This is a genomic window from Streptomyces sp. NPDC020801 (genome assembly GCF_044334385.1).
Taxonomy (GTDB): Bacteria; Actinomycetota; Actinomycetes; order Streptomycetales; family Streptomycetaceae; genus Streptomyces.
The window spans coordinates 360,937-386,460 of record NZ_JBIRST010000004.1; the positions used below are offsets into that span (position 1 = coordinate 360,937).

Below are 25,524 nucleotides of genomic sequence, written 5' to 3' on the forward strand. Positions count from 1 at the left end.
CGAACCGGTGCAGCCCGCCACCGGCCGCACCGGCGGCTGTACCGGGCGCCTGCCGTACCGGGGCCGCGGGCAGCCACCCGCCCGGTGCACGCCTGCGCCGGTCCGCCGACCGGCCACCGCCGCCGAGCGGCGCCGGCCGCTGCACCCCCGGACGCGGGGCCGCGCCCGCAGGCCGCCCCGCTCCGGAGGGCGCACGCAGCCCCGCCATTCCGGCCGGCCCGCCTCCCGAGCCGCCGACCGCCGAGCAGCCCCGGCGGCTCAGTAACCACCCGGCCAACCGCCCCGGAAGACACCCACCCCCACCGACCCCACCGACCCCACCCTCCCCGTCGCCCCACACCCCGAGCCGCCGACCACCGAACGGCCCCCACAACCCGGGGACCACTTGGCCAACCGCCCCGGAACACTCGGGAACCACCCGGCCAACCGCCCCGGAACACCGGGGCGCCCATGCCGGAGGGCGCCCGCTCCCGGCGCACCGTGCCGTCCGGAATCCGCGAGCTTCCCGTTGTCCGCCCCGCCTAACCTCAGGAGCATGATGAACCTCTCCCCGTCCCGTCGGGCCGCCGGTGCGGCCGGGGTCACCGTGGTGCTGTGGGCCTCCGCCTTCGTCTCGATCCGCAGCGCGGGCGGCGCGTACTCGCCGGGCGCGCTGGCGCTGGGGCGGCTGCTGGCCGGGGCGGTGACACTGGGCACGATGTGTCTGGTGCGGCGGGAAGGGTGGCCGCCGCGGGCGGCCTGGCGCGGGATCGCGATATCCGGGCTGCTGTGGTTCGGGTTCTACATGGTCGCGCTGAACTGGGGCGAGCAGCAGGTGGACGCCGGCACCGCGGCCCTGGTCGTCAACGTCGGGCCGCTGCTCATCGCGCTGCTCGGCGCGCGCCTGCTCGGCGATCCGATGCCGCCGCGGCTGCTGGCGGGCATGGCGGTGTCGTTCGCGGGAGCGGTGACCGTGGGGCTTTCGATGTCGGGCAGGGGCGGATCGTCACTGCTCGGAGTGGTGCTGTGCCTGCTCGCCGCGGTCGCGTACGCCTCCGGGGTCGTCGCCCAGAAGCCGGCGCTGGGCCGGGCGAGCGCGCTGCAGGTGACGACGTTCGGATGTGCGGTGGGGGCGGTGGCCTGCCTGCCCTTCGCCGGTCAGCTGTTCCACGAGGCCGCCCGCGCACCGCTGCCGGCCACGCTCAACATGGTCTACCTGGGCGTCTTCCCGACCGCGCTCGCCTTCACGACGTGGGCGTACGCGCTCGCCCGCACGACCGCGAGCCGCATGGGCGCGACGACCTACGCCGTGCCGGCCCTGGTCGTGCTGATGTCGTGGCTGGCGCTCGGCGAGGTGCCGGGGCCGGTCACGCTGGCGGGCGGGGTGCTGTGCCTGGCCGGCGTGGCGGTGTCGAGGTCGCGGCCCGCACGGCGGGCGCCTGGGGCCCGGGACGCGGCGGCGCAGCCGCGGCCCGAGCGGGTGCGCTGAGGCCTTGCCGGGATTCAGAACACCACCAGCGCCCGGCCGCCCTTCCCGGCCGTCATGTTCTCGAAGGCCGCCGGGATGCCGTCCAGGGCGATCCGCTCGGTGACCAGCGCGCTCAGGTCCAGGCGACCGGCGCGGACGTGCTCGGCGAGCACCGGCAGGTCCTCGGCCGGGTTCGAGTTGCCGTAGACGCAGCCGGCAAGGGTGCGGCCCCAGTGGAAGATCTCCAGGGCGTTGAAGGTGACCTGCTGGTCCTTGCCGCCGATGCCGACGACCGTCGTACGGCCGCCGCGCCGGGTGGACTCCCAGGCGGCACGGATGGTGACCGCGCGGCCCACGCACTCGACGGAGACGTCGACGCCCTGCCCGCCGGTGAGGGCGCGGATCTCGCGCGGGGTGTTCTCGGAGGCGACGACGTAGTCCGTGGCCCCGGCCCCGCGCGCCAGTTCCTCCTTCTCCGGGGAGACGTCGACGGCGACGATCGTCGAGGCGCCCGCGATCCGGGCGGCCTGGAGGGTGGCGAGGCCCACCCCGCCGACGCCGAACACCGCGACCGTCTCCCCCGGCTGCACCCGCGCCGAGTGGTGGACGGCGCCGTAGCCGGTGAGGACGGCGCAGCCGAGGAGGGCGGCGTCGGTGAGCGGGACGCCGGCCGGCAGGGGCAGGACGCAGGAGGCGGCGACCACCGTCTCCTCGGCGAAGGCGGCGACGTTGAGACCGGGGTGCAGGTCGGTGCCGTCGGTGGTGCGGGCGTAGACGTCGGCGGCGCCGTTCAACGCGTTGGCGCACAGCCAGACCTCGCCGAGCGAGCAGGCGTGGCAGTTGCCGCAGGACGGCGCCCAGTTGAGGACGACCGCGTCGCCCGGCGCGACCCGCGTGACGCCCTCGCCCACGGCGAGCACGGTCCCCGCGCCCTCGTGGCCGAGGACGGCGGGGACCGGCACCCGCATGGTGCCGTTGGTCAGGGACAGGTCGGAGTGGCAGACCCCGGCGGCGGCGAGGCGGACACGGACCTGGCCCGGTCCGGGCTCCGGCAGCTCGATCCCGGTGATCTCCAGCGGGGAGCCGACGGCGGGCAGGACGGCGGCACGTACGGCCATGACTGGTGACTTCCTTAGAACTGGAGGGACTTGGTCTGCAGGTACTCGGCGAGTCCGTGCGCGCCGAGTTCGCGGCCCACGCCCGACTGCTTGTAGCCGCCGAAGGGGGCGCGGGGGTTGAAGCGGCCGCCGTTGATGTCGACCTGGCCGGTGTCCATCCGGCGGGCGAAGGCCACCGCCTCCGCCTCCTCCCCTGCCCAGACTGCGCCGGCGAGGCCGTAGACCGTGCCGTTGGCGATGCGCAGGGCGTCCTCCTCGTCCTCGTAGCGCAGGATCGTCAGGACCGGGCCGAAGATCTCCTCCTGGGCGATGGTCATGCCGGGCGTGACGTCGGCGAAGACGGTCGGGCTGACGAAGTAGCCCTGCTCGCGCGGGGAGTCGGGGCCGCCCGCGACGAGGCGGGCGCCCTCGGCGACGCCCTTGCCGATGTAGCCGCGCACGCGCGCCTGCTGCTTGGCGTTCACCACCGGGCCGATGCGGTCGCCGTATCTGGCGGCGGCCGTCGCGGCCAGCTCGACCGCCTCCTCGTACTGGTCCCGGTGCACCAGCATCCGGGTCCAGGCGCTGCAGGTCTGGCCGGAGTTGGACATCACGTTGGCGACGCCGACGTTGACCGCCTTGGCCAGGTCGGCGCTCGGCAGGATGACATTGGCGGACTTGCCGCCCAGCTCGAGGGCGACCTTCTTGACGGCGGCGCCCGCGGTCGCGCCGATCCGCCTGCCCACGGCCGTGGAGCCGGTGAAGGAGACCAGGTCGACGTCCGGGTGCTCGGCGAGGGCCTGCCCGGCGACCGGGCCGAGGCCGGTGACGAGGTTGAAGACACCGGCCGGGAGACCGGCCTCGTCGACCGCCTCGGCGAAGAGCTGGGCGGTGAGCGGGGTGTCCTCGGCGGGCTTGAGGACGATCGTGCAGCCGGCGGCCAGCGCGGGGGCGACCTTGGCGACGATCTGGTGCAGCGGGTAGTTCCAGGGGGTGATCGCGCCGACCACGCCGACCGGCTCGTGGAAGACGGTCGAGTTGCCGACCCTCTCCTCGAAGGCGTACGTCGCCGCGAGTTCGGCGTAGGAACCGGCGACCGCGATCGGCACGCCCGCGTGGACCGTCTGGGAGAACTGCAGGGGTGAGCCCAGCTCGGCGGTGACGGTCTCGGCGATCTCGTCCCGGCGGGAGGTGAGGACGTCCCGGAGGGCGGTCAGGCGGGCGGCGCGCTCGGCGGGCGGCGTCGCGGCCCAGGCGGGGAAGGCGGCGCGGGCGGCGCGTACGGCCGCGTCGACGTCCTCGGCGGTGCCCGCGGGGACGGCGGCGATGACCTGCTCGTCGGCCGGGTTCACCACCTCGATGGCGTCCCGGCCCGCGGCGGGGCGCCAGGCGCCGTCGATGTACATGCCGTCGTGTGCCTTCATGGTGCTCCTCCGGGGCGGGGGTGCGTCGTCCGCGTCCGCGTGGTCCACGGGTCGCGTCGTCCGCGTCACAACCTACCGACAGCCCCATAAACTAGCGCCGATAGTTTTCGGGCGCCAGGTGCCCCCACGCGGTGTCCGTGAGGTCACTCCTCCAGGTCCGGCAGGTGGTCCGGGGCCGGGCAGATGCGCTCGCCGTGCTGATCGAAGACGAACAGATGGGCGAGGTCGACCAGGAGCGGCACCTGCATGCCCTGGCGGAGCTGGATGTCGGGGGTGGTGCGGACCACCAGGTCACCGGGCAGCCGCGGCTCGCCGGACGCGGCGTGCGCGAGCGCGGGTCCGGGGTCGGTGTCGGCGCCGGCGCCGGCGGGGTGGTCCAGCACCACCACGGGCCCCGCGCGCAGGGCGCCCGCCCGCTCGCGCAGGCGCTCCAGGACCGTGCCGTCGCGGCGGCGCCGCCGGGCCGGGCGGTGGGCGGGGCGAGGGGCCTCCAGATCCGGTACGACGGCCGGGCGGGAGCCGGTGTCGAAGTGGACCAGGACCTCGTGCCCCTGGAACTCCATGTGCTCCACCAGACCGGTGATCGGCACCTCGCCGGGGCGGGCGGCCGCGGGCTTGGCGATGCGCACGGCCTCCGAGCGCAGACCCACGATCACCTCGCGGCCCTGCTGCACGCGCAGCAACTGGTGGTCCATGGAGAGCGGTTCGGGCAGGCGCAGGAACTGCTTGCCGAGGCTGATGGTCATGGCGCCGTCGAGCGGGGCGCGGACCAGCCCGCGCAGCAGGTTGATGCGCGGGGTGCCGATGAAGGCGGCGACGAACACGTTGCGGGGCAGCGCGTAGACGTTGCGCGGGGTGTCGACCTGCTGCAGGAGGCCGCCGCGCAGGACGGCGACCCGGTCGCCCAGGGACATGGCCTCGCCCTGGTCGTGGGTGACGTAGACCGTGGTGACGCCCAGCTCCCGGGTCAGCTTGGAGATCTCGGCGCGCAGATGGTTGCGCAGCTTGGCGTCCAGGTTGGACAGCGGCTCGTCCATCAGGAAGGCGGACGGGTGGCGGGCGATGGCCCGGCCCATGGCGACGCGCTGGCGCTCGCCGCCGGAGAGCTGGCTGGGGAAGCGTTCGAGGAGGTCCTCGATGCCCAGCATCCGCGCGGTGGCGTCGACGCGGGTGCGGGGGTCCGCGCCGGGCGTCTCGATGCGCAGCGGGAAGCCGATGTTGTCGCGGCTGGTCATGTTCGGGTAGAGCGCGAAGTTCTGGAAGACCATCGCCATGTCCCGCCCGGAGGGCGGCAGGTCGTTGCCGTACTCGCCGTCGAGCAGCAACTGCCCCTCGGTGATCTCCTCCAGCCCAGCGATCATCCTGAGCACGGTGGACTTGCCGCAACCGGAGGGCCCGAGCAGCACCAGGAACTCCCCGGGCGCTATGTCGAGCGACAGGCGGTCCACCACCCGGACACCCTTGGTGTAGGTCTTGCTCACGTCGTGCAGGGAGATGGCGCGTGTCATGAGGCATGCCCCCGGAACTCGGCCGGAGCGCTGGTGCTCCGCGGTTCGGACGCCTCGTGCGGGTCGTACGGGGCGTGTGAGTCACGGAAGTTAACGGAATGTGCGCGCCCGGGGGAAGACACCGGTCACGATCGGACGCTGCCGTCCACCAGGTGAGAAAGCGGACGCTCGCATTCAGGAGACGGGACGGACGGGGCCGGTGGCCCGCGCCCGCCCCGCCGGGGGCGTCACGTCGTCGACGTCAGGTGGGCGAAGACGACCACGTTGCTGGAGTAGCCGACGCTGTGGGAGTACAGGCCGCCACAGGTGATGACACGGAGCTCGGGGCGGTGGACGGGGCCGTAGACCTCCTTGTCGGGGAAGTGGGACTTGTCGAAGACCCGCACCTTGTCCACGGTGTAGACGGCGGTGCGGCCGTCCGCGCGCCGGACTTCGACGTGGCTGCCCGGCTTGGTCTGGCCCAGCCCGGCGAAGACGGCAGGGCCCGTCGTGGTGTCGCGGTGCCCGACCGCGACGGCCGTGCCGGTCTCCCCCGGTGTGGGGCCGCCCTCGTACCAGCCGACGAGCTTGGGCTTGTCGACCGGAGGGGTCTCCAGTTGCCTGTCGCGGTCGAGGCGGACCCCGATGACGGGGGCGTCGATCCCGAGCGAGGGGATCCGCAGCGAGGTCGCGCGGGACCGGGGCAGCGGCGCCGGCGGGGGCGCGGACGACGCCGGGCGGCCGGGCGAGGGGGACTTGCGGCCGTGGGAGCCGCTCTTCTTCGCGCTGTCGGTGTCGCCGTCGGTGTCACCGTCGGCGTCGGCGTCGGCATCGGCATCGGAGTAGTTCGAGGAGCCGGAAGAGGCCGGGGAGGCCGGCGCCACGGCGCCCGGGCCGGCGGCGTGGTCCGGCGTGGTGCGCTCGTGCTGCCCCCCGCACCGGACCCCCGCCGTCACCAGGACGACCGCGAGCACGGTCGTCCGGGCGAGGCGGTAGGCGCGGGTCCGGTGCCAGGGCCTGCGTCTGCGCCTACGCGGCACCATGGGGGCGCCGGCGGATCATCCGGAAGTACACGATGCCGCCGGCCACGACCAGCCCCACGGCAGCGGCTCCGGTCACCGGCGAGAAGGCTTCGGCCGTCCGGGCGAGACCGCCGCCGCCCGCGTGCACGCCGCCCTTGGGGCCACCGCCGTCACCGCGGCCCGACGCCGCCGCGCCGTGCTGGTCCTCGTGGCGCCCCGGGTCCTCGTTGCCGCGGCCCTGGTCCTCGATCTGGCCGCCGCCCGGCCCCTGCGCGCCGTCGTGACGGTCGTTCTCCTCACGGCAGTTGACGCGGAAGATCTTCTCCCTGGGGGTGACTCCCGTGGGCGGGTTGGCGGGCCAGGTGATCCGGTACTGCCCGTCGGCCAGCCCCAGCGGGTCGGTGTGACCGGCGCCGCCACCGAGGGTGATCGTGCCGGAGACGGTGGCACCGCTGGGCAGCGGGGGCTGCGGCTCGATCCGGTAGTCGACGGCCGTGTCGGCACCGAAGTTGGTGGCGTCGAGGTAGAACCGGCAGACGGCGGGGTCGTCCTTCGAAACGCCGAACGGGACACCCACCCGGTGGATCCTGATGTCGCCGTTGGTCTGGGCCATGGCGGACGGTGCCGCCAGCCAGGTGGCACCCGCCACGGTGAAGGCCGTGAGGGCGGTGGCGCCGACGCGGGTGCCGAAATTGCGTGGGAGTGGCAGGGTGGGCATACGCGTTCCTCCGAGTCAGACGATTTTCATACAAATCGCTCTTTCACCTGACTCTCTTTCACATCCCCGCCGAATATGACGGCACCCCGCCCGACGCGCCGTCGGATATCACTCGTCCGGCGCAGTCGCGGCCGGCTCAGCCCACGGGACTGAGCTCGACGGGCACGCCGTTGAGGACCGCGTTGCCCGACAGCGGGTCGAGCAGGCTGCCGTCGAGGAGCTGGTTGACGTTGACCCCGGGGTCGGCGGCCGCGTGCGTCAGCCGGGTGCCGGGCCGGTCGTGACCCCAGCCGTGCGGCAGGCTCACCACGCCGGGCCGTACCTGGTCGGTGACCTCGGCGGGCGCGGTGACCTCGCCACCGGCGCCCTTGACGCGCACCGCGGCCCCGTCGGCGATGCCCAGGCGGTCGGCGTCGTCGGGGTGGACGTGCACGGTGCAGCGGTTCGAACCGCCGGTGAGGGCGGGCACGTTGTGCATCCAGCTGTTGTTGGACCGCAGATGCCGGCGGCCGACGAGGACGAGCCCGGCCGGGCGCTCGCGCAGGGCCTCGCGCAGACGCGGCAGGTCGTCGGCGAGCGGCCGCGGCAGCAGCTCGACCTTGCCGGAGACGGTCTTCAGCGGCTGGGGCAGCCGGGGCCGCAGCGGGCCGAGGTCGAGGCCGTGCGGGTGCGCGAGCAGCTTCTCCAGGCTCAGCCCGTCGGGGCGTACGCCGAAGCCGTCGCCGTAGGGACCCAGCCGCAGCATCATGTCCAGCCGCCGCTCGGGGCCGCCGTCGCCGGTGAGCTGTGCCGCGAGTTCGCGCGGGTCGCGGCCGTGGACGGGCGAGTGCGGGTCCTTGACGGCCTTGCCGAGGGTCTGGTCGACGACCATCGCGTCGACCGCTCCCGGATCGGCGCCGCGGATGCCCCCCACGGCGAGGATCAGCCGGGCCAGGATCTCGGTCTCGGCCATCCGGCCGGGCTCGAGGGGGACGGCGGGGCGGGTGTAGCGGACCTGGTTGCGCACGGCCAGGGTGTTGAAGGCGAAGTCGTGGTGCGGGCTCTGCGAGGGCGGGGGCGGGGGCAGCACGACATGGGCATGACGTGAGGTCTCGTTCAGATACGGGTCGACGCTGACCATGAAGTCGAGGGAGCCGAGGGCCTTGTCGAGCCGGTCGCCGTCCGGGGCGGAGAGCACGGGGTTGGCGGCGACGGCGATGAGCGCCCGGACCGGCTCGCCCTCGTCCGTGGCCGTGTCGATCTCCTCGGCGAGCGCGGAGAGCGGCAACTCGCCCTTCGCCTCTGGGTGGTTGCTCACCCGGGAGTGCCAGCGGCCGAGCGCGAAGCCGCGGCCGGGGCCGGCGGGGCGGGGCACCCTGCCGGTGGCGGCCTGCGGGAAGAGGGCGCCTCCGGGCCGGTCGAGGTTGCCGGTGAGGATGTTGAGGACGTCGACGAGCCAGCTGGCCAGGGTGCCGTGCGGGACGGTGCAGCTGCCGATGCGGCCGTAGACGGCGGCGGTGGGGGCGGCGGCGAGTTCGCGGGCGAGGGTGCGGATCACCGGGGCGTCGACGTCGCACGCCCCGGCGACGGCCTCGGGCGTGAAGTCCCGTACGGCTTCGCGCAGTTCCTCGACACCCTGCACCTGGGGTGCCAGGTCCTTGAGATCGGTGAGCCCCTCCTCGAAGAGGACGTGGACCATCGCCGCGAGGAGCAGGGCGTCGGTGCCGGGGCGGACGGCTATGTGCCGGTCGGCGAGTTTGGCGGTGCGGGTGCGGCGCGGGTCCACGACGGTGAGGGTGCCGCCGCGGGCCTTCAGGGCCTTGAGCTTGCCGGGGAAGTCGGGGGCGGTGCACAGGCTGCCGTTGGACTCCAGGGGGTTGGCGCCGATCAGCAGCAGATGGCCGGTGCGGTCCAGGTCGGGGACGGGGATGGCGTTCGCGTCGCCGTAGAGCAGTCCGCTGGAGACGTGCTTGGGCATCTGGTCGAGCGTGGAGGCGGTGAAGACGCTGCGGGTGCCGAGGGCGCCGAGCAGGACCGGCGGGTACAGGGCGCCGGCCATGGTGTGCACGTTGGGGTTGCCGAGGACGACGGCGACGGAGTGCGGCCCGTACCGCTCGAGGACCGGCCGGATCCCGGCGGCCACCGCCTCGAACGCCTCCTCCCAGGTGGCCTCGCGCAGCTCGCCGCCCTTGCGCACGAGCGGGGTGCGCAGCCGGTCCGGGTCCCCGTCCACGGCGCCGAAGGAGGCGCCCTTGGGGCAGATGAACCCCTTGCTGAACACATCCTCCCGGTCGCCGCGGGCGCCGGTGACGCGGGTGCCGTCGATGGTGAGCGTCAGCCCGCAGGTGGCCTCGCACAAGGGGCAGATTCGCAGGGCGGTGCGGGACACGGGGCCTCCCGGAAGGGTCGCGGCGACGGTGCCGCAGGGACTGAGGGCGGTCGAACGTGGGCCGAGCATACCGACCGGTATGCCCGGAGGGGAGTCCTGGCCGGCAATGAGGCCCGAAGTCCGCCCGTGCCGTCCGGCACCGCTCAGTCCAGCACCCGCCCCAGATACGCCCGCAGCATCGCCCGCATCTCCTCGATGATCTTCTCGTCGCCTTCGGGGTCGACGCGGAAGGCGAGCTGGACGAGGGTGTCGGCGGTCTCGACGGCGATGAGGAAGACGCGGCGCAGGTCGTCGTCGGGCGCGCGGCGCAGGTAGCCGGAGAGCAGACCGGTGAGGCGGTCGGCCACGCGGTGGTTGGGCTCGGCGTTGCGGGCGCCGATGGGGATCTGGTTGCCGAAGTCGACGAGGGAGAAACCCGGGGCGGTCCGCTTCATCACCAGGTACTCGTCGAGCACGGCGTCCATGGCGGCCCGCCAGCCGCCGCCCCCGGCCTCCTTCAGACGCTCGCCGACCCGCTCGGTGTAGCGCTCGAGGTTGCGCTGGGCGAGGGCGTCGGCCATCGCGCGCTTGTTGCCGAAGAAGCGGTAGACCGAGCCGATGGGCACGCCGGCCCGCAGGGCCACGGCCCGGGTGCTCAGCGCGTCGTAGCCGACCTCGTCGAGAAGGTCGGCGCAGGCGTCGAGGATCCTGGTCAGCCGTTCGGCGCTGCGTCGCTGCACGGGCGCACGGCGTAGCGAGGTCGTGTGGGGCACGGACTTCATGATGCCTCTCCTCCACGATCGGGTGAAGCGCGCCCTCCTGTACGCCGGCGCCCACCGGCCACACTCAACGCCCCTGCGCCGCGCACCGGCCCGGCGGAGCTCCCGTCACAACGGCCGGGGCCGGCCGGCCGGTGACGCCGTCGCGGCCCGCGCGCCGGGCGTCCGGGCCGTCGCGGACGCCGTGGCGGTGGGGGCCGGGGCGGCCGGGGGCGCGGCCGTGATGTCGGCGGTGCTCTGCACCGCTTTGCCGGCCACCGCCCAGACCGTGCCGTCGTCGGCGTACAGGCGGGCCGTGACGTGGTGGGTGCCGCGGGGTACGAGGCGGGCGGAGAGACGGTACTCGGGGGCGCGCAGCCGGCCCACGAGGCGGCCGTCCACCAGGAGGTGGGCAAGGCCGCGCCCGGCGCTCGCGCGGGCCGCCGTACCGGCCGGGGAGAAGCGGAAGCGGCGGACGGTCAGCCGTACGTCCCAGTTGCCGCCGGCGTCGGGCTGCACCTCGACACCGACCTCGGGAGCGCCCTTGCCGTCCACCTCACGGTAGCGCCGCCCCTCCTCGTCGGTGCGGTCGAGGAGCCTGCCCACCGGAGCGGGCGACTCCCCCTCCGTATGCCCCCGCGCACCGCTCGAGCCGCAGCCCGCCGGCCCGGCGAGCAGCAGGACACAGACCGCGAGCGCAGCGGAGAGTCCGCGCGTCCACGACTTCATGCCGGGGAGAGTAGGGCAGCGGTCCCGCCGGCCGAATCCCCCTGGAGTCTGGTTCCGGCCCTCCTGTGGAAGGAGGGCCGAAGGACCCCTTGCGCACGGGAAAACGCAATCCTACGGTGTTGCATAGGAATCAGCTTGCAAGGGAGCAACCATGACCGGGGACGCACGCAAGACCGCCGAGGGACTGACCTACCTCTCCGGTTTCGGCAACGAGCACAGCTCGGAGGCGGTTCCGGGCGCACTGCCCGAGGGCCGCAACTCCCCGCAGCGCGCCCCCCTCGGGCTGTACGCGGAGCAGCTCAGCGGTTCGGCGTTCACCGAGCCCAGGGCGCACAACCACCGCTCGTGGCTGTACCGCATCCGCCCGTCGGCCGCCCACCCGGCCTTCACCCGCACCGGCAACGGCCAGATCCGCACGGCGCCGTTCAACCAGACCGTGCCCGACCCCAACCGCCTGCGCTGGAACCCGCTGCCCAAGCCCGCGCCGGGCACCGACTTCCTGGCCGGCCTGTGGACCCTCGGCGGCAACGGCGACGTCACCCAGCGCACCGGCATCGCCGTGCACCTGTACCACGCCGACTCCTCGATGGAGCGAGTCTTCAGCGACGCGGACGGCGAGCTGCTGATCGTCCCCGAGCGCGGCGGGCTGCTGCTGCGCACGGAGTTCGGGCTGCTGCACGCCGAGCCGGGCCACGTGGCCCTGATCCCGCGCGGGGTGCGCTTCCGCGTCGAGCTGCTCGACGCCACCGCCCGGGGTTACGTCTGCGAGAACTACGGCGCCCCCTTCCGCCTCCCCGACCTCGGCCCCATCGGCGCCAACGGCCTCGCGAACGCCCGTGACTTCCGCGCACCGGTCGCCGCGTTCGAGGACGCCGAGGGCCCGGTGGAGGTGGTGAACAAGTTCTGCGGCAACCTGTGGACCGCCACCTACGACCACTCGCCGCTCGACGTCGTCGCCTGGCACGGCAACCACGTGCCGTACGTCTACGACCTGCGCCGCTTCAACGTGATCGGCACGATCTCCTACGACCACCCGGACCCGTCGATCTTCACGGTGCTGACCTCGCCCTCGGACACCCCGGGCCTGGCCGGCGTCGACTTCGTGGTCTTCGCGCCGCGCTGGCTGGTGGGCGAGGACACCTTCCGGCCGCCGTACTTCCACCGGAACGTGATGAGCGAGTACATGGGCCTGATCGAGGGCGCCTACGACGCCAAGGCGGAGGGCTTCGTGCCGGGCGGCGGCTCGCTGCACAACATGATGTCGGCGCACGGCCCGGACCGGGAGACCTTCGACAGGGCGAGCGCGGCCGAGCTGAGGCCGCAGAAGGTCGACGACGGGCTGGCTTTCATGTTCGAGACCCGCTGGCCGCTGACGCTGACACCGCAGGCGGCCCGCTCGGAGCACCTGCAACAGCGCTACGACGACGTCTGGCAGGGCCTCGAGCGCCACTTCCACCCCTTGCACTGATCATTCCCTACCGGTACGGATGGCCCGTGACCTCCTTCGCCCCGGATTCGATCGTCCTGAACCGCAAGCTGCCGCTGTGGTACCAGGTGTCGCAGTCGCTGCGCGCCTCGATCCTCGGCCGCTCGCCGCGGGACCCGCTGCGCCTGCCCACCGAGGAGCAGCTGGCCGGGCACTACGGGGTGAGCGTGCTCACCATGCGGCAGGCGCTGAAGGAGCTGGAGGACGAGGGGCTGATCACGCGTCACCGCCGGCGCGGCACCTTCATCGAGCCGGACGTCCAGCGCGGCGTCCCGGTACGGCTGCTGGGCTCGGTGGACGCGATCGTGGCCCAGCAGTCCGGCATGACGACCGAGCTGCTGGACCACGGCACGGCCGTCGTGCCCGCCGAACTCGCCGAGTTCTTCCCCGACCTCGGCGAGGTGGCGACGTACCACCGGCTGCGCAGCGACGAGAAGACCGGCGAGCCGACCAACCACGCCCGCAACTACGTCCGTCCGGAACTGGCCCGGCGCATAGCCGTGGACGACCTGGTGCGGTGGCCGATGACCAAGGTGCTGCGGGACGTGGTGGGCGCGGACATCAGCCGCATCACGGACACCGTTCAGGCGCGGCTGGCCGATCCGGAGACGGCGCGGCTGCTCGAAGTCCCGCTGCTCAGCCCGATCCTGCACTACACGGGCATCACCTACGACGCGGCGGGACGGCCGCTGGACGTGGCGGTCATCCACTACCGCGGGGACCGGTTCTCCTTCACGGTCACGCTCGACGCCACGTGAGCCCCCTGTCCCGGCCCCGTCGTACCATGCCCGGCGTGACGCACGACGACGCTCCGCTGCTGGCCGACCTCATGCCGTGGTCCGTCGCGCCGCCGCGGCTCGGCCGGGCGTGGCCGGCGGCCCCCGACGCGGCCTGCCTGAAGGCCCGTTGGGACGCCCTGCTGAAGGCCGAGGGCCACGACCGGGAGGCCCTGTTCCAGCCCACGCGCGCGCGGACGCCGCACACGGCGGTCGGGCAGCTGCCGGGCCGGGCCGGCGGCACCGAGCGGCTGGTCCGCGCCTCGGGCCCCTGCCCGGAGCCGGTGCGCGTGCTGGCGGCGCCCTTCGACGAGCAGTGGCTCATCCCCGACCAGCGTCTGATCGACGCGGCCCGCCCGGAGCTGTGGCGGGTGGCGGACGCCCGGCAGATCTTCGTCGTCGAGACGGCCGCCGCCCCCGGCACCGCGGGACCGCCGCTGCTGGCGACGTCCCTGCTGCCCGTCCTGCGTCCGGGCCGGATCCGCCCCCTTTACCGCCGCCCAGGAGGGGCGGAGCCGAACCTGGCGCCCGGCCTGCTGGAGCACCTGGCCTCCCGTCTCGGGCATCTGCCCACCCCGGTGGACATGGTCGCCTGGACGCTGGCGACGGTGCGCCCCGGACCGAGGGGCCCGGCCGTCCCACTCACCGCGGATTCCGGACGGTGGGCGGCCGGCGTCGAGTCGGGCCGCCGCACGCTCTGGCTGATGCGCCGCGACGGTGACCGTCCCAAGCTCCCCGGCGGCCGCCGCCCCTACGTCCGTGCACCGCTGCCGGCCCGTCCGCTCACCCTCCACTACGACCGGGACGAGGAGGCCCTCCGCCTCGACGAGGGCCGTATCGCGCCGGTGCCGCCGCAGGCCTGGGACTTCGAGGCGGGCGGCGTCCGTGTCCTGGAGCAGTGGTTCGCGGCGAGGACCGCGCAGGGCGAGGGCGGCACCCTGGCGGCGATCCGCCCGGCGGCCTGGCCGCAGGCGTGGACCTCGGAGCTGCTGGAGCTGATCACCGTCCTGGCGCTGCTGGCGGAGCCGGGGCTCCGGCCGGACGCGCCGGACGCGCCGGAGCCGACGGAGCCGACGGAGCTGACGGAGCTGACGGAGCTGACGGAGCTGACGGACGAGCCTGATGCGGCGGACGCAACGGACTCGACGGACTCGACGGAGGCCACGGACGCGACGGACTCGATCACCGCCGCCGAGCTGCGCGCGGCGGGCGTGCTGCCCGTGCCGGACGCGGCTCGTCGGCCGGCCTCCGTCCTCGATCACCACGAGGAGGGCCCGGAGGGCCAGTTCGCACTGATCTGAGGGCGCCTCAGCCGCGCGGTGCGAACGCGTCCAGCACCCGGCCCAGCGTCCGCTCGAACACCGCCTCCAGGTCGATCGGCCCCGCGTCCTCCACGAAGGCCGCCGCCATCCGCGGATAGGCGCCGGTGGCGACCTGGCGTCCCAGATAGGCGATCCGCACCGCGCTCTCCTGCTCCGCGGACCAGGGCAGCGAGCGGGTGCGCTCGGCGGTGGCCAGCTCGTTGGCCACGTACATCGTCACCACGGCGTTGAGCATGGCGACCAGTTCCATCTTCGTGCCGTAGGACGCCTCGAGCGGGTCCAGGCAGGCCAGGCAGTGCTCCAGGTAGCGCAGGGCGTTGGGGCTGAAGCCGTAGATGCCGGACATCAGGCGGGGCAGCCAGGGGTGGCGGCGCATGAGGGCCCGGGTCTGGTGGCCCACCCGGAGCATGTCGGCCCGCCAGTCGCCCGACGGCTCCCACAGCTCGTGCTCGCCGCTGACGGCGTCCACCATCAGCTCGTACAGATCCTCCTTGCGGGGGACGTAGTTGTACAGCGACATGGTGCCGCAGCCGAGTTCGGCGGCGACGTGCCGCATGGACACCGCGTCCAGCCCGCCGGCATCGGCGATGCGCACGGCGGCCGCCGCGATGTCGCTCCGGCGGTACGCAGGCTTCGGTCCCCGGCCCGTCCGCCCGGGACGGGCCCAGATCACCTCGGGTTCGGCCGCTCGGCCAGCCATCGATCATCACCTCGCCCCACCATCGTAGTTACGTACACCGTACGTAATGCGCTACGGTCGACGCATGACAACTACGTACGCTGTACTTAGTGAGGGGCTGGAGAAGCGGTTCGGTGATGTCCACGCCCTGCGCGGGCTGGACCTGGCCGTGGCGGAGGGCACGGTCTGCGGGGTGCTCGGCCCGAACGGGGCGGGCAAGACCACGGCCGTACGGCTGCTGACCACGCTGCTGCGGCCGGACGCGGGCTCGGCCCGGGTCGCCGGTCACGACCTGGTGCGGGAGGCCGCGGCCGTACGGCGCCGGATCGGCGTCACCGGGCAGTGCGCGTCGGTCGACGGGGACCTCACCGGGCGGCAGAACCTGCGGCTGTTCGCCCGGCTGCACCGGGTCCGTGATGCGGCGGCGCGGGCCGGTGAGCTCCTGGACCGGTTCGGGCTTCAGGAGGCCGCCGACCGGGCCGTGTCCACCTACTCGGGCGGGATGCGGCGGCGCCTGGACCTGGCCGCCGGCCTGATCCGCCGCCCCGAGGTGCTGTTCCTGGACGAGCCGACCACCGGGCTCGACCCGGCCAGCCGCAACCGGATATGGGACGCCGTGCGCGAGCTCAAGCAGCGGGGCACGACGGTGGTGCTGACCACCCAGTACCTGGAGGAGGCCGACCGGCTCGCCGACGACATCGCCCTGGTGGACCGGGGGCGCATCGCGCACACCGGCTCGCCGGCCCAGCTCAAGTCCCTGATCGGGACGCACGCCGAGGCCGTCGTCGCACATCCGGACGCCATGGTGAAGGCCGCCGGGGTCCTCGACCGCCTGACCGGCACCGAGCCGGCGTTCGACCACGACCGGTGCGCGGTCGGCGCGGTCGCCACCGACCCCACCCTCACCCTCCCGCGCCTCGTGCGCGAACTCGACGCGGCGGGCGTGCCGTTGCTCGACGCGAGCCTGCGGCCGCCCACCCTCGACGACGTCTTCCTCCGGCTGACCGGGGAGTCCATCGACGACAAGGAGCCGGTGACATGAGCGCGTTGACGTACGACGGCAAGGCGATGGTGGGCCGGCAGCTGCGCCGGGTCCGCAACAGCCCCGGCCTGGCGATCATGACCCAGGTCATGCCGATCAACATGCTGCTGTTCTTCGGCTACGTCTTCGGCAGCGCGCTCGCGATGTCCGGCCGGGAGTACCGGACCTTCCTGGTGCCCGGCCTGCTGGTGGCGACCGCGGCGGGCGGGATCATGACCGGGATGTTCCAGGCCGCCCAGGACTCGCACCGGGGCGTGATGGACCGCTTCCGCACGATGCCGGTGAGCCGGGCGGCCGTGCCGCTCGGACAGGCGGTGGCGGACCTGGTGGTCACCGCCCTCGGAACGGTGCCGTTGCTGCTGGCCGGGCTCGCCGTGGGCTGGCGGGTGGAGGGATCGGTGGCGGCCGCGCTGGGAGCCGTGGGACTGCTGCTGCTGTTCCGCTTCGCGTGCACCTGGACCGGGATCCATCTGGGACTGCTCACGCGCAGCGAGGAGGCGGCCGGGCAGCTGGGCGCGTCGACCTTCGTGCTGCCGCTGCTGTCCAACGCCTACATCCCCACCGGCAACCTGCCCGGATGGCTGCGCACGCTCGCCGAGTGGAACCCGATCAGCGCGGTGACCACCGCCCTGCGCGACCTCTTCTCCCCCAAGCTCTCGGCTGCGCTCGAGCAGGGAGGTGCCCCCATCGCCCCCGTCCCGGAAGGCGCCGCCTGGCCGGTGGCCCACCCCGTCGCGGGCTCGCTGGCGTGGTGCGCGGCCCTGATCGCGGTCTTCGCACCGCTCGCCGTCCGCCGGTACGCGCGCGGCGAACGCTGACCGGCCGCCACTCGATGGTGCCCGCCTGCTGACAAAGCCGCCGGTCACGGGACATGATCCAGCCCATGGAGCATCTCCCCGCGCCCCTGGAGGGCATCACCGTCGTCGCCGTCGAACAGGCCGTCTCGGCCCCCTTCGCGACCCGGCAGCTCGCCGATCTGGGCGCCCGGGTCGTCAAGGTCGAGCGGATCGACGGCGGCGACTTCGCGCGCGGCTACGACACCGCCGCCGGCGGGCTCGCCTCGCACTTCGTGTGGTGCAACCGTGGCAAGGAGTCGATAGCGCTGGACCTGAAGGACCCGCGGGGCCTGGCGGTCCTGCGGCGGCTGGTCGCTCAGGCGGACGTGTTCGTGCAAAACCTCGCCCAGGGCGCCGCGGCCCGTCTCGGCCTGGACGCGGCCACGCTGTGCGCCGCGCACCCGCGGCTGATCGCCGTGGACATCTCGGGGTACGGAGCCGGCGGCCCGTACGCGGACAAGCGGGCGTACGACATGCTCGTGCAGTGCGAGGCGGGGCTGGTGTCGGTGACCGGGACGCCGGAGCAGCCGGTGAAGGCGGGCATCCCGGCGGCGGACATCGCGGCGGCCATGTACGCCTTCTCCGGCGTGCTGGCGGCGCTGGTGCGGCGCGGGACGACCGGGCGGGGCGGGCCGGTGGAGGTGTCCATGCTGGAGGCGCTCGCCGAGTGGATGGGGCACCCGCTGCACCACGCCATGCACGGTGGCGGCGCTCCGGCGCGCTCCGGACTCGCGCACGCCGTGATCGCGCCCTACGACGCGTACGGGACGGCGGACGGCGGACGGGTGCTGCTGTCGGTGCAGAACGACCGGGAGTGGCGCAGGCTCGCCGAAGAGGTGCTGGAGCGGCCGGATCTGGGGACGGACCCGGCGTTCGCGACCAATGCCGCGCGGGTCGCCCACCGGGACCGTACCGACGAGGCGGTCGCGAAGGCGCTGGGTGCGCTCGACGCCGACGAGGCACTGACCCGGCTGGAGGGGGCGGGCATCGCGTGCGCGCGGCTGCGGGACCTGCACGAGGTGGCGGCGCATCCCCAGCTGGCGGCCCGGGAGCGGTGGCGGGAGGTGGGGACGCCGGTCGGGCCGCTCAGGGCGCTGCTGCCGCCGATCACACTGCCGGGCGGGGCCGATCCGTGCATGGGGGACGTGCCCGCGCTCGGAGAGCACACCGAGGCGCTGCTGCGTGCCGTGGGGATGAGGGACGACGAGATCGCAGCGCTGCGCCGGGACGGCGTGGTGGCCTGAGCGCGGGCCTGCCGAGGGACTCGGGGAACGCCGGCGGCGCTCAGCGGCCGCCGAACAGCGAGCGGCGCAGCCGGCGCAGCGGCGCGAACAGCGACACCCGGCGGACTCGTGCGCCCCTGCCCGTGCGGTCGTGCGCGTCACGCGCGGTCAGCTCGACGATCAGCGACGTCGCCTCGGCCGTCTCGCGCTGTGGGACGGCGGGCCCCGACAGCACTGAGAGATGGCGGTCGAGGCGCGAACTGGTCGCGCTGCTTCCGCAGGTGATCGCAGGGACCCTCGCCCTGCTGCGCACTGTTATCTGCTCCATGTCACTCCCCACCCGTACGAGTCCACCCGGCCCGGGCAGAGTAACCCTATCGCCCCCTTGGGGCACTCGTGTATCGCGGTCACAGGATTCACCTTCCCTGTAAGGGTGTTGACGATTACTCTCCGAATCCGACCGATTTCAAGGCGAGTTGAACAATTGGCTGTGTGGTGGGCTGAGCTGACCCCCCGTCGGGTTCCACGGTCACGGCCAGTGACGTGGCCGATTTGGCGAGGCCGGAGGCGACCAAGGGCGTGTCCCCCGCGAAGAGCCCGAGGGAGCGCGGTTGTGCACCGGGGCGCATGAGCCACAGCTGACGCACCCGGCCGCTGGGCGGCGCCGCGTATCCGCTCAGGGTGACGACGGCCCGCCCCTCGGAGGCGGAAGCGATCACTCCGATACCGCGGCCCCGGGCATCCTGCCCGGTGGTGGCCCGGGCGTCGGCGGCGGAGAGAACGTGGGCGATCTCACGCGCCCGGTCCCGCTGGGCGTCCAGCTGGTCCTGGGTCCGGTTCGCCTGGACGGCGAAGAGCGCGGCGACGACGAGTGCCGCGGCGGCGGTCACGGTGGCGAACGGGACCAGCAGGGGGCGCGGCCGGGGCGCACGGGTGCGTCCGGGCGGCGGCTGGATGCCCCAGACGTGCGGGGGCAGTTGAGGCGTGTGCTCCCGGGCGGGCACGGGGTCCTGCGGAGTGTTCCGGACGGCGGCCAGCACCCGGTCGCGCAGCGCGGCCGGCGCCGGGGCGGCGGCGGACCAGGCCAGCCGCACCGCGTCCTCGGACAGGGCGCGTACCTCTGCGGCACAGCGCTCGCACTTCCTCAGATGCTTCTCGAAGCGGACCCGCTCGGCGGGCTCCAGGGCGTCGAGGGCATAGGGCGCGGCGAGGGAGTGCCAGTCCTCGCGACGAAGGAGGCGGGCGAAAAGGCTCATGCGGCACCTCCCAGGCACTCGCGCAGCCGGGTGAGTCCGTCGCGCATCCGTGTCTTGACGGTGCCCAGCGGCAGCGAGAGCCGCTCGGCCACCTCACGGTAGGTGTAGCCGTCGTAGTAGGCGAGGGTGACGGACTGGCGTTGCAGGGCGGTGAGCCGGGCCAGGCAGCGCCGTACCCACTCGCGTTCCAGGCCCGCCTCGACCTCCTCGGCGACGTGGTCGAAGGCGGGGAACCCGGCGCGCAGCGCCTCGCGCTGCTCGCGTTCGCCGGCGGCGCGGGCGCTGCGCACCCGGTCGACGGCGCGGCGGTGGGCGACGGTGAGGACCCAGGACAGGGCGCTGCCGCGCCGGGGGTCGAACTTCGCGGCGGACCGCCACATCTCCAGCAGTACCTCCTGTGCCACCTCCTCGGACTGGGCGGGGTCGCGCACCACGCGCCGCACCAGTCCGTACACGGGCCCGGACACCAGCCCGTACAGATCCTCGAATGCCTTCTGGTCGCCCCCTGCCACGAGCACCAGAAGCTCGTCCGCCTCCACTCGTCTCCCCCTCTCCCCGCCGGCCGCTTCGGGGCCGGTCCCGTCACACGGGGCGCGCGCGGCGGGCGCGCCCTTCAGACGGAATACGGATCAGCAGCGCCAAAACGCGGGTCGAGCAGGGAGAAAGAAATTTTCCGCCGCCGACCAATCCGGTCCCGCGGGCTCTCCGAATGCCCGAGCGACAGGCAAGTCGGCACTGAGGACGGAACGGCATGACACCACTCTCCAGTCTCTCCGGGGACCGTGCGGGACGCAGGGGCCTCGCCTCCCTCATCTGCGGCGCGCTGGCCGCCGGGAGTCTCGCGGCGGCCGGTGCGGCCACGCTGGAACCGGGGGCGGCCTCCGCCTCCAGCCACCGGGAGGCCCCGCTCATCTCGGGGACCCCGCAGTACGACAACACGGACGTGTACGCGTTCGTCAGCCCGGACAAGCCCGACACGACGACGATCGTGGCGAACTGGATCCCGTTCGAGGAGCCGGCCGGCGGACCGAACTTCTACACGTTCGCGGACGACGCCCAGTACGACCTGCACATCGACAACAACGGCGACGCGCAGAGCGAGCTGATCTTCCGTTACACGTTCAAGACGCACGTCAAGAACAAGAACACCTTCCTCTACAACACGGGTGCGGTGAAGAGCCTCGACGACCCGAACCTCAACGTCACGCAGACGTACGACATCGACCTCATCAAGCTGAGCCACCAGAAGCTGGTGTCCAAGACGCGGCTCGCGGACAACGTGCCGGTGGCGCCGTCGAACGTCGGCAAGGCGTCCATGCCGGACTACGGCAAGCTGCGCTCCCAGGCCATCCACAAGACGGCGGGCGGTGCCACCACCTTCGCCGGACAGGCCGACGACCCCTTCTTCCTCGACCTGCGCGTCTTCGACCTGCTGTACGGCGGGAACCTGTCCGAGGTCGGCAACGACACGCTCAAGGGCTACAACGTCAACACGGTCGCGCTGCAGGTGCCGAACGACCTGATCCGCGAGTCGGCGAAGCAGCCGGTCGTCGGCATCTGGTCGACCACCCAGCGCAAGAACGCCCGCGGCGGCTGGACCCAGGTCTCCCGCCTCGGCAACCCGCTCGTCAACGAGGTCGTCAACCCGCAGAAGGACAAGGACAAGTTCAACGCGTCCGCGCCGTGGGACGACGCGCAGTTCCTGAAGAACGTCACCAACCCCGAACTGCCCAAGCTGATCGAGCAGATCTACAAGATCAAGGCGCCCTCCGAGCCGCGCAACGACCTCGTCGACGTCTTCCTCAAGGGTGTGAAGGGCCTCAACCAGCCGCCGAACGTACGGCCCGCCGAGGAGCTGCGCCTGAACACCTCCATCAAGCCGAGCGCGCACCCCAAGCGGCTGGGCGTCCTCGACGGCGACAACGCGGGCTTCCCCAACGGCCGCCGGCTCACCGACGACGTGGTGGACGAGGCCCTGCAGGTGATGGAGGGCGAGCTGGTCGGCGCCAAGAACGACCTGGGCGACGCGGTGAACGAGAACGACAAGAAGTTCGAGAAGTACTTCCCGTACGTGGCCGAGCCGACGTCGGGTTCACGCGGACCGCTCGCCAAGGGCACGAAGAGCGGCACGGACGTGCGCAGCCAGCTGGGTGACGCGCTGCAGCCGGCGGGTGCGTCCGCGGGCTCGAACAACATGGTGCTGATCGCCGGTTCGGCGGCCGCGGGCGCGGCCGGGATCCTGCTGATCGGCACGGGCCTGGCCTGGTGGCGCCGCCGTATGCAGCGCCCGTACTGACCCACGCCCCCACCGACTGGCGCGGCCCGCGCTCACCCATCCCCCACGGCGCGCGGGCCGCGCCGCCCCGCGAATCCGAACCACCCAGGCGACCAAGGAGAGGGCATGGCCCGGCGGAACGACGACAGCACACCGGCCCACGGTCCCGACGGGACTCCCGCCGCGCCCGTGAGGCGTGAGGACGGCGGCCCGCAGGCGGCGCCGGTCGACGACACGGGTCCGGCCACGCGTGCGAAGCCCGACGGGCCGCCCGCCCCGTGCCCGGGCGCGGACACCGCGGACCGGACCGCCACCGCCTCGTCCGGGACCACCGCCCCCGGGGAGCGGATCTCCGCCGGCCCCCGCGAACAGCCCGATGCCCCGCGCCCCGCCAGTGGTGCGAGCGCCGAGGACGCCGAACGGCCCACCACCACCGGGTCCGCCAGGCCGGCACCCGCCCCGGCCGGTCCCGACGCACCCCCCACAGACGCACTCGCCGCGGACGGCACGGACGCACCCCCCGCAGACGCACCCCCCGCCGACGAGCGGGTCGCCGCCGTACGGCGGGTCGCGGCTGCCGGGCGGCGGTGGCGGGGCCTGCGACTCGCCGGGTCGGCGCTGCTGTTGGCCGTGGCGCTGACCGGGGGCGCCATCGCCATGGGGGCGGCGCGGGACGGTGGCGTCGCCCCGGTGGCGTCCGCGTCCGGGGAGGTGTCGCCGGAACTGCTCGCCGGTGGGAGTCTCGACGCCGGCATCGCCTCGCTGCAGGCGCATCTTCGCGGCCAGCCCAGGGACCACGACGGCTGGGCCACCCTCGGGCTCGCCTATGTCGAGCAGGCGCGGACCAAGGGGGACCCGTCACGGTATCCGCAGGCCGAGAAGGCGCTGGCGCGGTCCCTGGAGCTCGCGCCCGGCAACGACCAGGCCCTCGCCGGACGCGCCGCGCTCGCCGCCGCCCGGCACGACTTCGCCCACGCCCTCACCTACGCGGACCAGGTCCTGAAGCGGAACCCCTACAGCGAACGCGCCCTGTGCTCCCGTATCGACGCCCTCGTCGAACTCGGCCGGTACGCCGAGGCGTCCACGGCCGCCGACACCGCCGACGCCCGGCGTCCCGGCGTTCCGGTCTTCACGCGCTACGCCTACGTCCACGAGCTGCGCGGCGACGTCACCACCGCCCGCCGCGTCCTCGAACAGGCCCTCGCCACCGCCACCTCCCGCGGCGACATCGCCTACGTCGCCGCCCAGCTGGGCCAACTGGACTGGAACCAGGGCGACTACAAGACCGCGCTCACCTACTACGCCCGCGCGCTCGCCGCCGACGACACCTACCTCCCCGCCCTGGAGGGCCGCGCCCGCGCCCAGGCCGCGAGCGGTGACCGCGCCGACGCCGTCAAGGGCATGGAACTCGTCGTCTCCCGCTACCCGCTGCCCGGCCCGCTCGTCGAACTCGGCGAGCTGTACCAGGCACGCGGCGCCGCCGGGGACGAGGCGAAGGCACACGACCAGTACGCCCTCGTCGACGCCTGGATCGCCCTCGCCCGCGCCAACGGCGTCAACGCCGACCTCGACACCGCGCTCGCCGCCGCCGACCACGGGAACAAGGCCTCGGCCCTGCGCGCCGCCCGCGCCGAATGGGCCCGCCGGCACACCGTGCACACCGCGGACGCCCTCGCCTGGGCCCTGCACGTCAACGGCCGCGACCAGGAAGCCCTCAGCTACGCCCGGCAGGCCACGGCCACCGGCTACCGCAACGCCGCCTTCCTCTACCACCGCGGTGTGATCGAAGGCGCCACCGGCCACACCGCCGACGCGCGTACCCACCTCACGGCCGCCCTGAAGCTCAACCCCGGCTTCTCCCCCCTCGGTGCCCGCGCGGCGCGTACGGCCCTCACGACCATGGAGGCCGGCCGTTGAGCCCCCGCCGTCCGTTCGCCCGGGCCGCGGCCCTGCTCACCGCCGCCTGCGCCCTCCTGCTCGTCCCCGCCGGCGCCGCGAGCGCCCACCCGCTCGGAAACTTCACCGTCAACCGCTACGACGGCCTCGTCGCCGCCCCCGGCACGCTCCGCGACGACCATGTCGAGGACCTCGCCGAGATCCCCGCCACCCAGGCCAAGCCCGACATCGAGCGGCTGGGCATGACCACCTGGGCCCGGCAGCGGTGCGAGCGGGCCGCGCGGGGCAGCAGGGTCACCGGCGACGGCCGCGCCCTCGCCCTCACCGTCCTGAGCAGCCACGCGCGCGTGCGTCCCGGTCAGGCCGGCCTCAACACCCTCCGGGTGGAGTGCCGGCTGACGGCGCCGCTGCCCAAGCCGTCCCCGGGCCGGTCCGTCTCCCTCGGCTTCCACAGCGCCGGCGTGTCCTCCGGGCCCGGCTGGCGGGAGATCACGGCACGCGGCGACCGGATGACGCTCACCGCCTCCGACGTCCCGAAGTCCTCCGTCTCCCACGAACTCACCAGCTATCCGAAGGAACTGCTCTCCTCCCCGGCCGACACCTCCACCGCGTCCCTGCGGGTGCGGCCCGGCGGTACCGCCCTCGTCGACGACCACCGCGACGCGCCCGCCGCCGCCGTGCTGCCGCGCGGCGCCGACCGCTGGACGCGCGCCCTGGACAACCTGGTCGCCCGCCACCACCTCACCCTCGGCTTCGCCGCCCTGGCCCTGCTCATCGCGGTCGGCCTGGGCGCCATGCACGCCCTCGCGCCGGGCCACGGCAAGACCATCATGGCGGCGACGGCCGCGGCGCGCGGCGGCCGGGCCCGTCTGAAGGACGTCCTGCCGCTGGCCGCCTCGGTGACCGTCACCCACACCCTCGGCGTGGTCGCCCTCGGCCTCCTGGTCACCGCCGGGTCGGCCGCCACCCCCTCGGTGATCGCCTGGCTGGGCATCGCCAGCGGCGTCCTGGTGACCCTGGCGGGCGCCAGTCTCGTACGCCGGGCCTGGCGCAACCGGGGCCACGCACACGGGCACACGCACGGGCCCGGGCATTCCCACGCACACGGGCCCGGGCGTTCCCACGGGCACGCGCACGGCGACGCCCACACGCACGACCGCACGGACGACCCCGCCCACACCCACGACCCCGCCCACACCCACGATCACGCTCATCCCCGCGATCACGACCACGACCACTCCCACGACCACCCGGGCGACCACCCCGTCGAACACACCCACGGCGGTCACACCCACACCCATCCCACCGCCCCCACCCTCCGCGGCACGCTGCTCCTGGGGTTCGCCGGCGGGCTCGTGCCCAGTCCCTCGGCGGTGGTGGTGCTGGTGGGCGCGGCCGCCCTGGGGCAGGCCTGGTTCGGGCTGCTGCTGGTCGTGGCGTACGGCCTGGGGCTCGCCCTGACCCTCACCGCGGCCGGGTTCGCGGTCGTCAAGGTCGGCAGCGGCATGAACCGCGTGCTGGAGCGGCGTCCCCGCTGGACGGCGGGCCCCGCGGCGGCCCTGGTGCGCCGGACCGCGCCGCTCGGTTCGGCGTTCGTCGTACTGGCCCTGGGGGCAGGATTGATGCTCAGGGGGGCCGCATCCGCGCTGGGCTGAGCTACTTTGGGGAGAAATCACGCGAGGACACGACGTGGAGCGGAGACAT

Annotated in this window: 22 protein-coding genes; 10 read left to right on the forward strand and 12 right to left on the reverse strand. The window is 73.9% G+C overall.

The window, feature by feature from the left end:
* Window positions 1-538: 538 nt before the first annotated feature.
* On the forward strand, window positions 539-1,468 hold the full coding sequence (locus ACH4UM_RS11465; protein ID WP_398176741.1) for a DMT family transporter: 930 nt from the start codon (window positions 539-541) through the stop codon (window positions 1,466-1,468).
* A gap of 14 nt (window positions 1,469-1,482) precedes the next feature.
* On the opposite strand, the gene ACH4UM_RS11470 is transcribed toward ACH4UM_RS11465, so the two are convergent.
* The 8 genes from ACH4UM_RS11470 to ACH4UM_RS11505 form a co-directional block, all read right to left on the reverse strand.
* Window positions 1,483-2,565, reverse strand: a complete 1,083-nt coding sequence (locus ACH4UM_RS11470) for a Zn-dependent alcohol dehydrogenase (protein ID WP_398176515.1) — start codon at window positions 2,563-2,565, stop codon at window positions 1,483-1,485.
* 14 nt (window positions 2,566-2,579) lie between these two features.
* Entirely contained in the window at window positions 2,580-3,968 is a 1,389-nt protein-coding gene (locus tag ACH4UM_RS11475) for an aldehyde dehydrogenase family protein (protein ID WP_398176517.1), read from the reverse strand.
* A gap of 143 nt (window positions 3,969-4,111) precedes the next feature.
* Entirely contained in the window at window positions 4,112-5,476 is a 1,365-nt protein-coding gene (locus tag ACH4UM_RS11480; protein ID WP_398176519.1) for an ABC transporter ATP-binding protein, read from the reverse strand.
* Between the two features lie 227 nt (window positions 5,477-5,703).
* Window positions 5,704-6,498, reverse strand: coding sequence for a class F sortase (locus tag ACH4UM_RS11485; RefSeq protein ID WP_398176521.1), 795 nt, complete (start codon window positions 6,496-6,498; stop codon window positions 5,704-5,706).
* A complete protein-coding gene (locus ACH4UM_RS11490) occupies window positions 6,485-7,195 on the reverse strand; it encodes a hypothetical protein (RefSeq protein ID WP_398176523.1) in 711 nt (236 codons plus the stop codon). The genes ACH4UM_RS11485 and ACH4UM_RS11490 overlap by 14 nt, the downstream gene beginning before the upstream one ends.
* Before the next feature lie 136 nt (window positions 7,196-7,331).
* Window positions 7,332-9,563: a molybdopterin oxidoreductase family protein gene (locus ACH4UM_RS11495; RefSeq protein ID WP_398176525.1), complete on the reverse strand. Its 2,232-nt coding sequence runs from the start codon at window positions 9,561-9,563 to the stop codon at window positions 7,332-7,334.
* A gap of 143 nt (window positions 9,564-9,706) precedes the next feature.
* Window positions 9,707-10,324, reverse strand: a complete 618-nt coding sequence (locus ACH4UM_RS11500; protein WP_398176527.1) for a TetR family transcriptional regulator — start codon at window positions 10,322-10,324, stop codon at window positions 9,707-9,709.
* Between the two features lie 105 nt (window positions 10,325-10,429).
* On the reverse strand, window positions 10,430-11,029 hold the full coding sequence (locus ACH4UM_RS11505) for a hypothetical protein (protein WP_398176529.1): 600 nt from the start codon (window positions 11,027-11,029) through the stop codon (window positions 10,430-10,432).
* 151 nt (window positions 11,030-11,180) lie between these two features.
* On the opposite strand from ACH4UM_RS11505, the gene hmgA reads away from it, so the two are divergent.
* From hmgA to ACH4UM_RS11520, 3 genes are read left to right on the forward strand one after another with little or no spacing between them, the layout of a single operon-like run.
* Window positions 11,181-12,497, forward strand: coding sequence for a homogentisate 1,2-dioxygenase (hmgA, locus tag ACH4UM_RS11510; RefSeq protein ID WP_398176531.1), 1,317 nt, complete (start codon window positions 11,181-11,183; stop codon window positions 12,495-12,497).
* A gap of 26 nt (window positions 12,498-12,523) precedes the next feature.
* A complete protein-coding gene (locus tag ACH4UM_RS11515; protein WP_398176533.1) occupies window positions 12,524-13,273 on the forward strand; it encodes a GntR family transcriptional regulator in 750 nt (249 codons plus the stop codon).
* Window positions 13,274-13,299: 26 nt separating this feature from the next.
* Window positions 13,300-14,592: a type ISP restriction/modification enzyme gene (locus ACH4UM_RS11520; protein ID WP_398176535.1), complete on the forward strand. Its 1,293-nt coding sequence runs from the start codon at window positions 13,300-13,302 to the stop codon at window positions 14,590-14,592.
* Window positions 14,593-14,599: 7 nt separating this feature from the next.
* Here the strand turns inward: ACH4UM_RS11520 and ACH4UM_RS11525 are convergent, their stop codons facing one another.
* The gene (locus ACH4UM_RS11525) at window positions 14,600-15,313 is read right to left on the reverse strand and encodes a TetR/AcrR family transcriptional regulator C-terminal domain-containing protein (protein ID WP_398176537.1); all 714 of its coding nucleotides are present in this window, start codon (window positions 15,311-15,313) and stop codon (window positions 14,600-14,602) included.
* 64 nt (window positions 15,314-15,377) lie between these two features.
* Here ACH4UM_RS11525 and ACH4UM_RS11530 point away from each other — a divergent pair, with 64 nt between their 5' ends.
* The 3 genes from ACH4UM_RS11530 (at window position 15,378) to ACH4UM_RS11540 (ending at window position 18,414) form a co-directional block, all read left to right on the forward strand.
* A complete protein-coding gene (locus ACH4UM_RS11530; protein WP_398176539.1) occupies window positions 15,378-16,334 on the forward strand; it encodes an ATP-binding cassette domain-containing protein in 957 nt (318 codons plus the stop codon).
* A complete protein-coding gene (locus ACH4UM_RS11535; RefSeq protein ID WP_398176541.1) occupies window positions 16,331-17,152 on the forward strand; it encodes an ABC transporter permease in 822 nt (273 codons plus the stop codon). The genes ACH4UM_RS11530 and ACH4UM_RS11535 overlap by 4 nt, the downstream gene beginning before the upstream one ends.
* 65 nt (window positions 17,153-17,217) lie before the next feature.
* Window positions 17,218-18,414, forward strand: a complete 1,197-nt coding sequence (locus tag ACH4UM_RS11540; protein ID WP_398176543.1) for a CaiB/BaiF CoA transferase family protein — start codon at window positions 17,218-17,220, stop codon at window positions 18,412-18,414.
* 40 nt (window positions 18,415-18,454) lie between these two features.
* On the opposite strand, the gene ACH4UM_RS11545 is transcribed toward ACH4UM_RS11540, so the two are convergent.
* The 3 genes from ACH4UM_RS11545 to ACH4UM_RS11555 form a co-directional block, all read right to left on the reverse strand.
* The gene (locus ACH4UM_RS11545; protein WP_398176545.1) at window positions 18,455-18,721 is read right to left on the reverse strand and encodes a hypothetical protein; all 267 of its coding nucleotides are present in this window, start codon (window positions 18,719-18,721) and stop codon (window positions 18,455-18,457) included.
* 115 nt (window positions 18,722-18,836) lie between these two features.
* Complete coding sequence (locus ACH4UM_RS11550; protein ID WP_398176547.1) at window positions 18,837-19,649, reverse strand: anti-sigma factor domain-containing protein; 813 nt, start codon at window positions 19,647-19,649, stop codon at window positions 18,837-18,839.
* A complete protein-coding gene (locus ACH4UM_RS11555; protein WP_398176549.1) occupies window positions 19,646-20,188 on the reverse strand; it encodes a sigma-70 family RNA polymerase sigma factor in 543 nt (180 codons plus the stop codon). The genes ACH4UM_RS11550 and ACH4UM_RS11555 overlap by 4 nt, the downstream gene beginning before the upstream one ends.
* A gap of 212 nt (window positions 20,189-20,400) precedes the next feature.
* Here ACH4UM_RS11555 and ACH4UM_RS11560 point away from each other — a divergent pair, with 212 nt between their 5' ends.
* From ACH4UM_RS11560 to ACH4UM_RS11570, 3 genes are all read left to right on the forward strand, one after another.
* Window positions 20,401-21,945: a DUF4331 domain-containing protein gene (locus tag ACH4UM_RS11560; protein ID WP_398176551.1), complete on the forward strand. Its 1,545-nt coding sequence runs from the start codon at window positions 20,401-20,403 to the stop codon at window positions 21,943-21,945.
* A 105-nt stretch (window positions 21,946-22,050) separates the two neighbouring features.
* The gene (locus ACH4UM_RS11565; protein WP_398176553.1) at window positions 22,051-23,841 is read left to right on the forward strand and encodes a tetratricopeptide repeat protein; all 1,791 of its coding nucleotides are present in this window, start codon (window positions 22,051-22,053) and stop codon (window positions 23,839-23,841) included.
* Complete coding sequence (locus ACH4UM_RS11570) at window positions 23,838-25,475, forward strand: sulfite exporter TauE/SafE family protein (RefSeq protein ID WP_398176555.1); 1,638 nt, start codon at window positions 23,838-23,840, stop codon at window positions 25,473-25,475. Before ACH4UM_RS11565 ends, ACH4UM_RS11570 begins: the two co-directional genes overlap by 4 nt.
* Window positions 25,476-25,524: the final 49 nt, after the last annotated feature.

What these genes read in the sequence shown, in the direction of transcription:
- ACH4UM_RS11465 (WP_398176741.1), top strand. Translation starts at nt 539, where the DNA reads ATGAACCTCTCCCCGTCCCGTCGGGCCGCCGGTGCGGCCGGGGTCACC.
- ACH4UM_RS11470 (WP_398176515.1), bottom strand. Translation starts at nt 2,565, where the DNA reads ATGGCCGTACGTGCCGCCGTCCTGCCCGCCGTCGGCTCCCCGCTGGAG.
- ACH4UM_RS11475 (WP_398176517.1), bottom strand. Translation starts at nt 3,968, where the DNA reads ATGAAGGCACACGACGGCATGTACATCGACGGCGCCTGGCGCCCCGCC.
- ACH4UM_RS11480 (WP_398176519.1), bottom strand. Translation starts at nt 5,476, where the DNA reads ATGACACGCGCCATCTCCCTGCACGACGTGAGCAAGACCTACACCAAG.
- ACH4UM_RS11485 (WP_398176521.1), bottom strand. Translation starts at nt 6,498, where the DNA reads ATGGTGCCGCGTAGGCGCAGACGCAGGCCCTGGCACCGGACCCGCGCC.
- ACH4UM_RS11490 (WP_398176523.1), bottom strand. Translation starts at nt 7,195, where the DNA reads ATGCCCACCCTGCCACTCCCACGCAATTTCGGCACCCGCGTCGGCGCC.
- ACH4UM_RS11500 (WP_398176527.1), bottom strand. Translation starts at nt 10,324, where the DNA reads ATGAAGTCCGTGCCCCACACGACCTCGCTACGCCGTGCGCCCGTGCAG.
- ACH4UM_RS11505 (WP_398176529.1), bottom strand. Translation starts at nt 11,029, where the DNA reads ATGAAGTCGTGGACGCGCGGACTCTCCGCTGCGCTCGCGGTCTGTGTC.
- hmgA (WP_398176531.1), top strand. Translation starts at nt 11,181, where the DNA reads ATGACCGGGGACGCACGCAAGACCGCCGAGGGACTGACCTACCTCTCC.
- ACH4UM_RS11520 (WP_398176535.1), top strand. Translation starts at nt 13,300, where the DNA reads ATGCCCGGCGTGACGCACGACGACGCTCCGCTGCTGGCCGACCTCATG.
- ACH4UM_RS11525 (WP_398176537.1), bottom strand. Translation starts at nt 15,313, where the DNA reads ATGGCTGGCCGAGCGGCCGAACCCGAGGTGATCTGGGCCCGTCCCGGG.
- ACH4UM_RS11530 (WP_398176539.1), top strand. Translation starts at nt 15,378, where the DNA reads ATGACAACTACGTACGCTGTACTTAGTGAGGGGCTGGAGAAGCGGTTC.
- ACH4UM_RS11535 (WP_398176541.1), top strand. Translation starts at nt 16,331, where the DNA reads ATGAGCGCGTTGACGTACGACGGCAAGGCGATGGTGGGCCGGCAGCTG.
- ACH4UM_RS11540 (WP_398176543.1), top strand. Translation starts at nt 17,218, where the DNA reads ATGGAGCATCTCCCCGCGCCCCTGGAGGGCATCACCGTCGTCGCCGTC.
- ACH4UM_RS11545 (WP_398176545.1), bottom strand. Translation starts at nt 18,721, where the DNA reads ATGGAGCAGATAACAGTGCGCAGCAGGGCGAGGGTCCCTGCGATCACC.
- ACH4UM_RS11550 (WP_398176547.1), bottom strand. Translation starts at nt 19,649, where the DNA reads ATGAGCCTTTTCGCCCGCCTCCTTCGTCGCGAGGACTGGCACTCCCTC.
- ACH4UM_RS11560 (WP_398176551.1), top strand. Translation starts at nt 20,401, where the DNA reads ATGACACCACTCTCCAGTCTCTCCGGGGACCGTGCGGGACGCAGGGGC.
- ACH4UM_RS11565 (WP_398176553.1), top strand. Translation starts at nt 22,051, where the DNA reads ATGGCCCGGCGGAACGACGACAGCACACCGGCCCACGGTCCCGACGGG.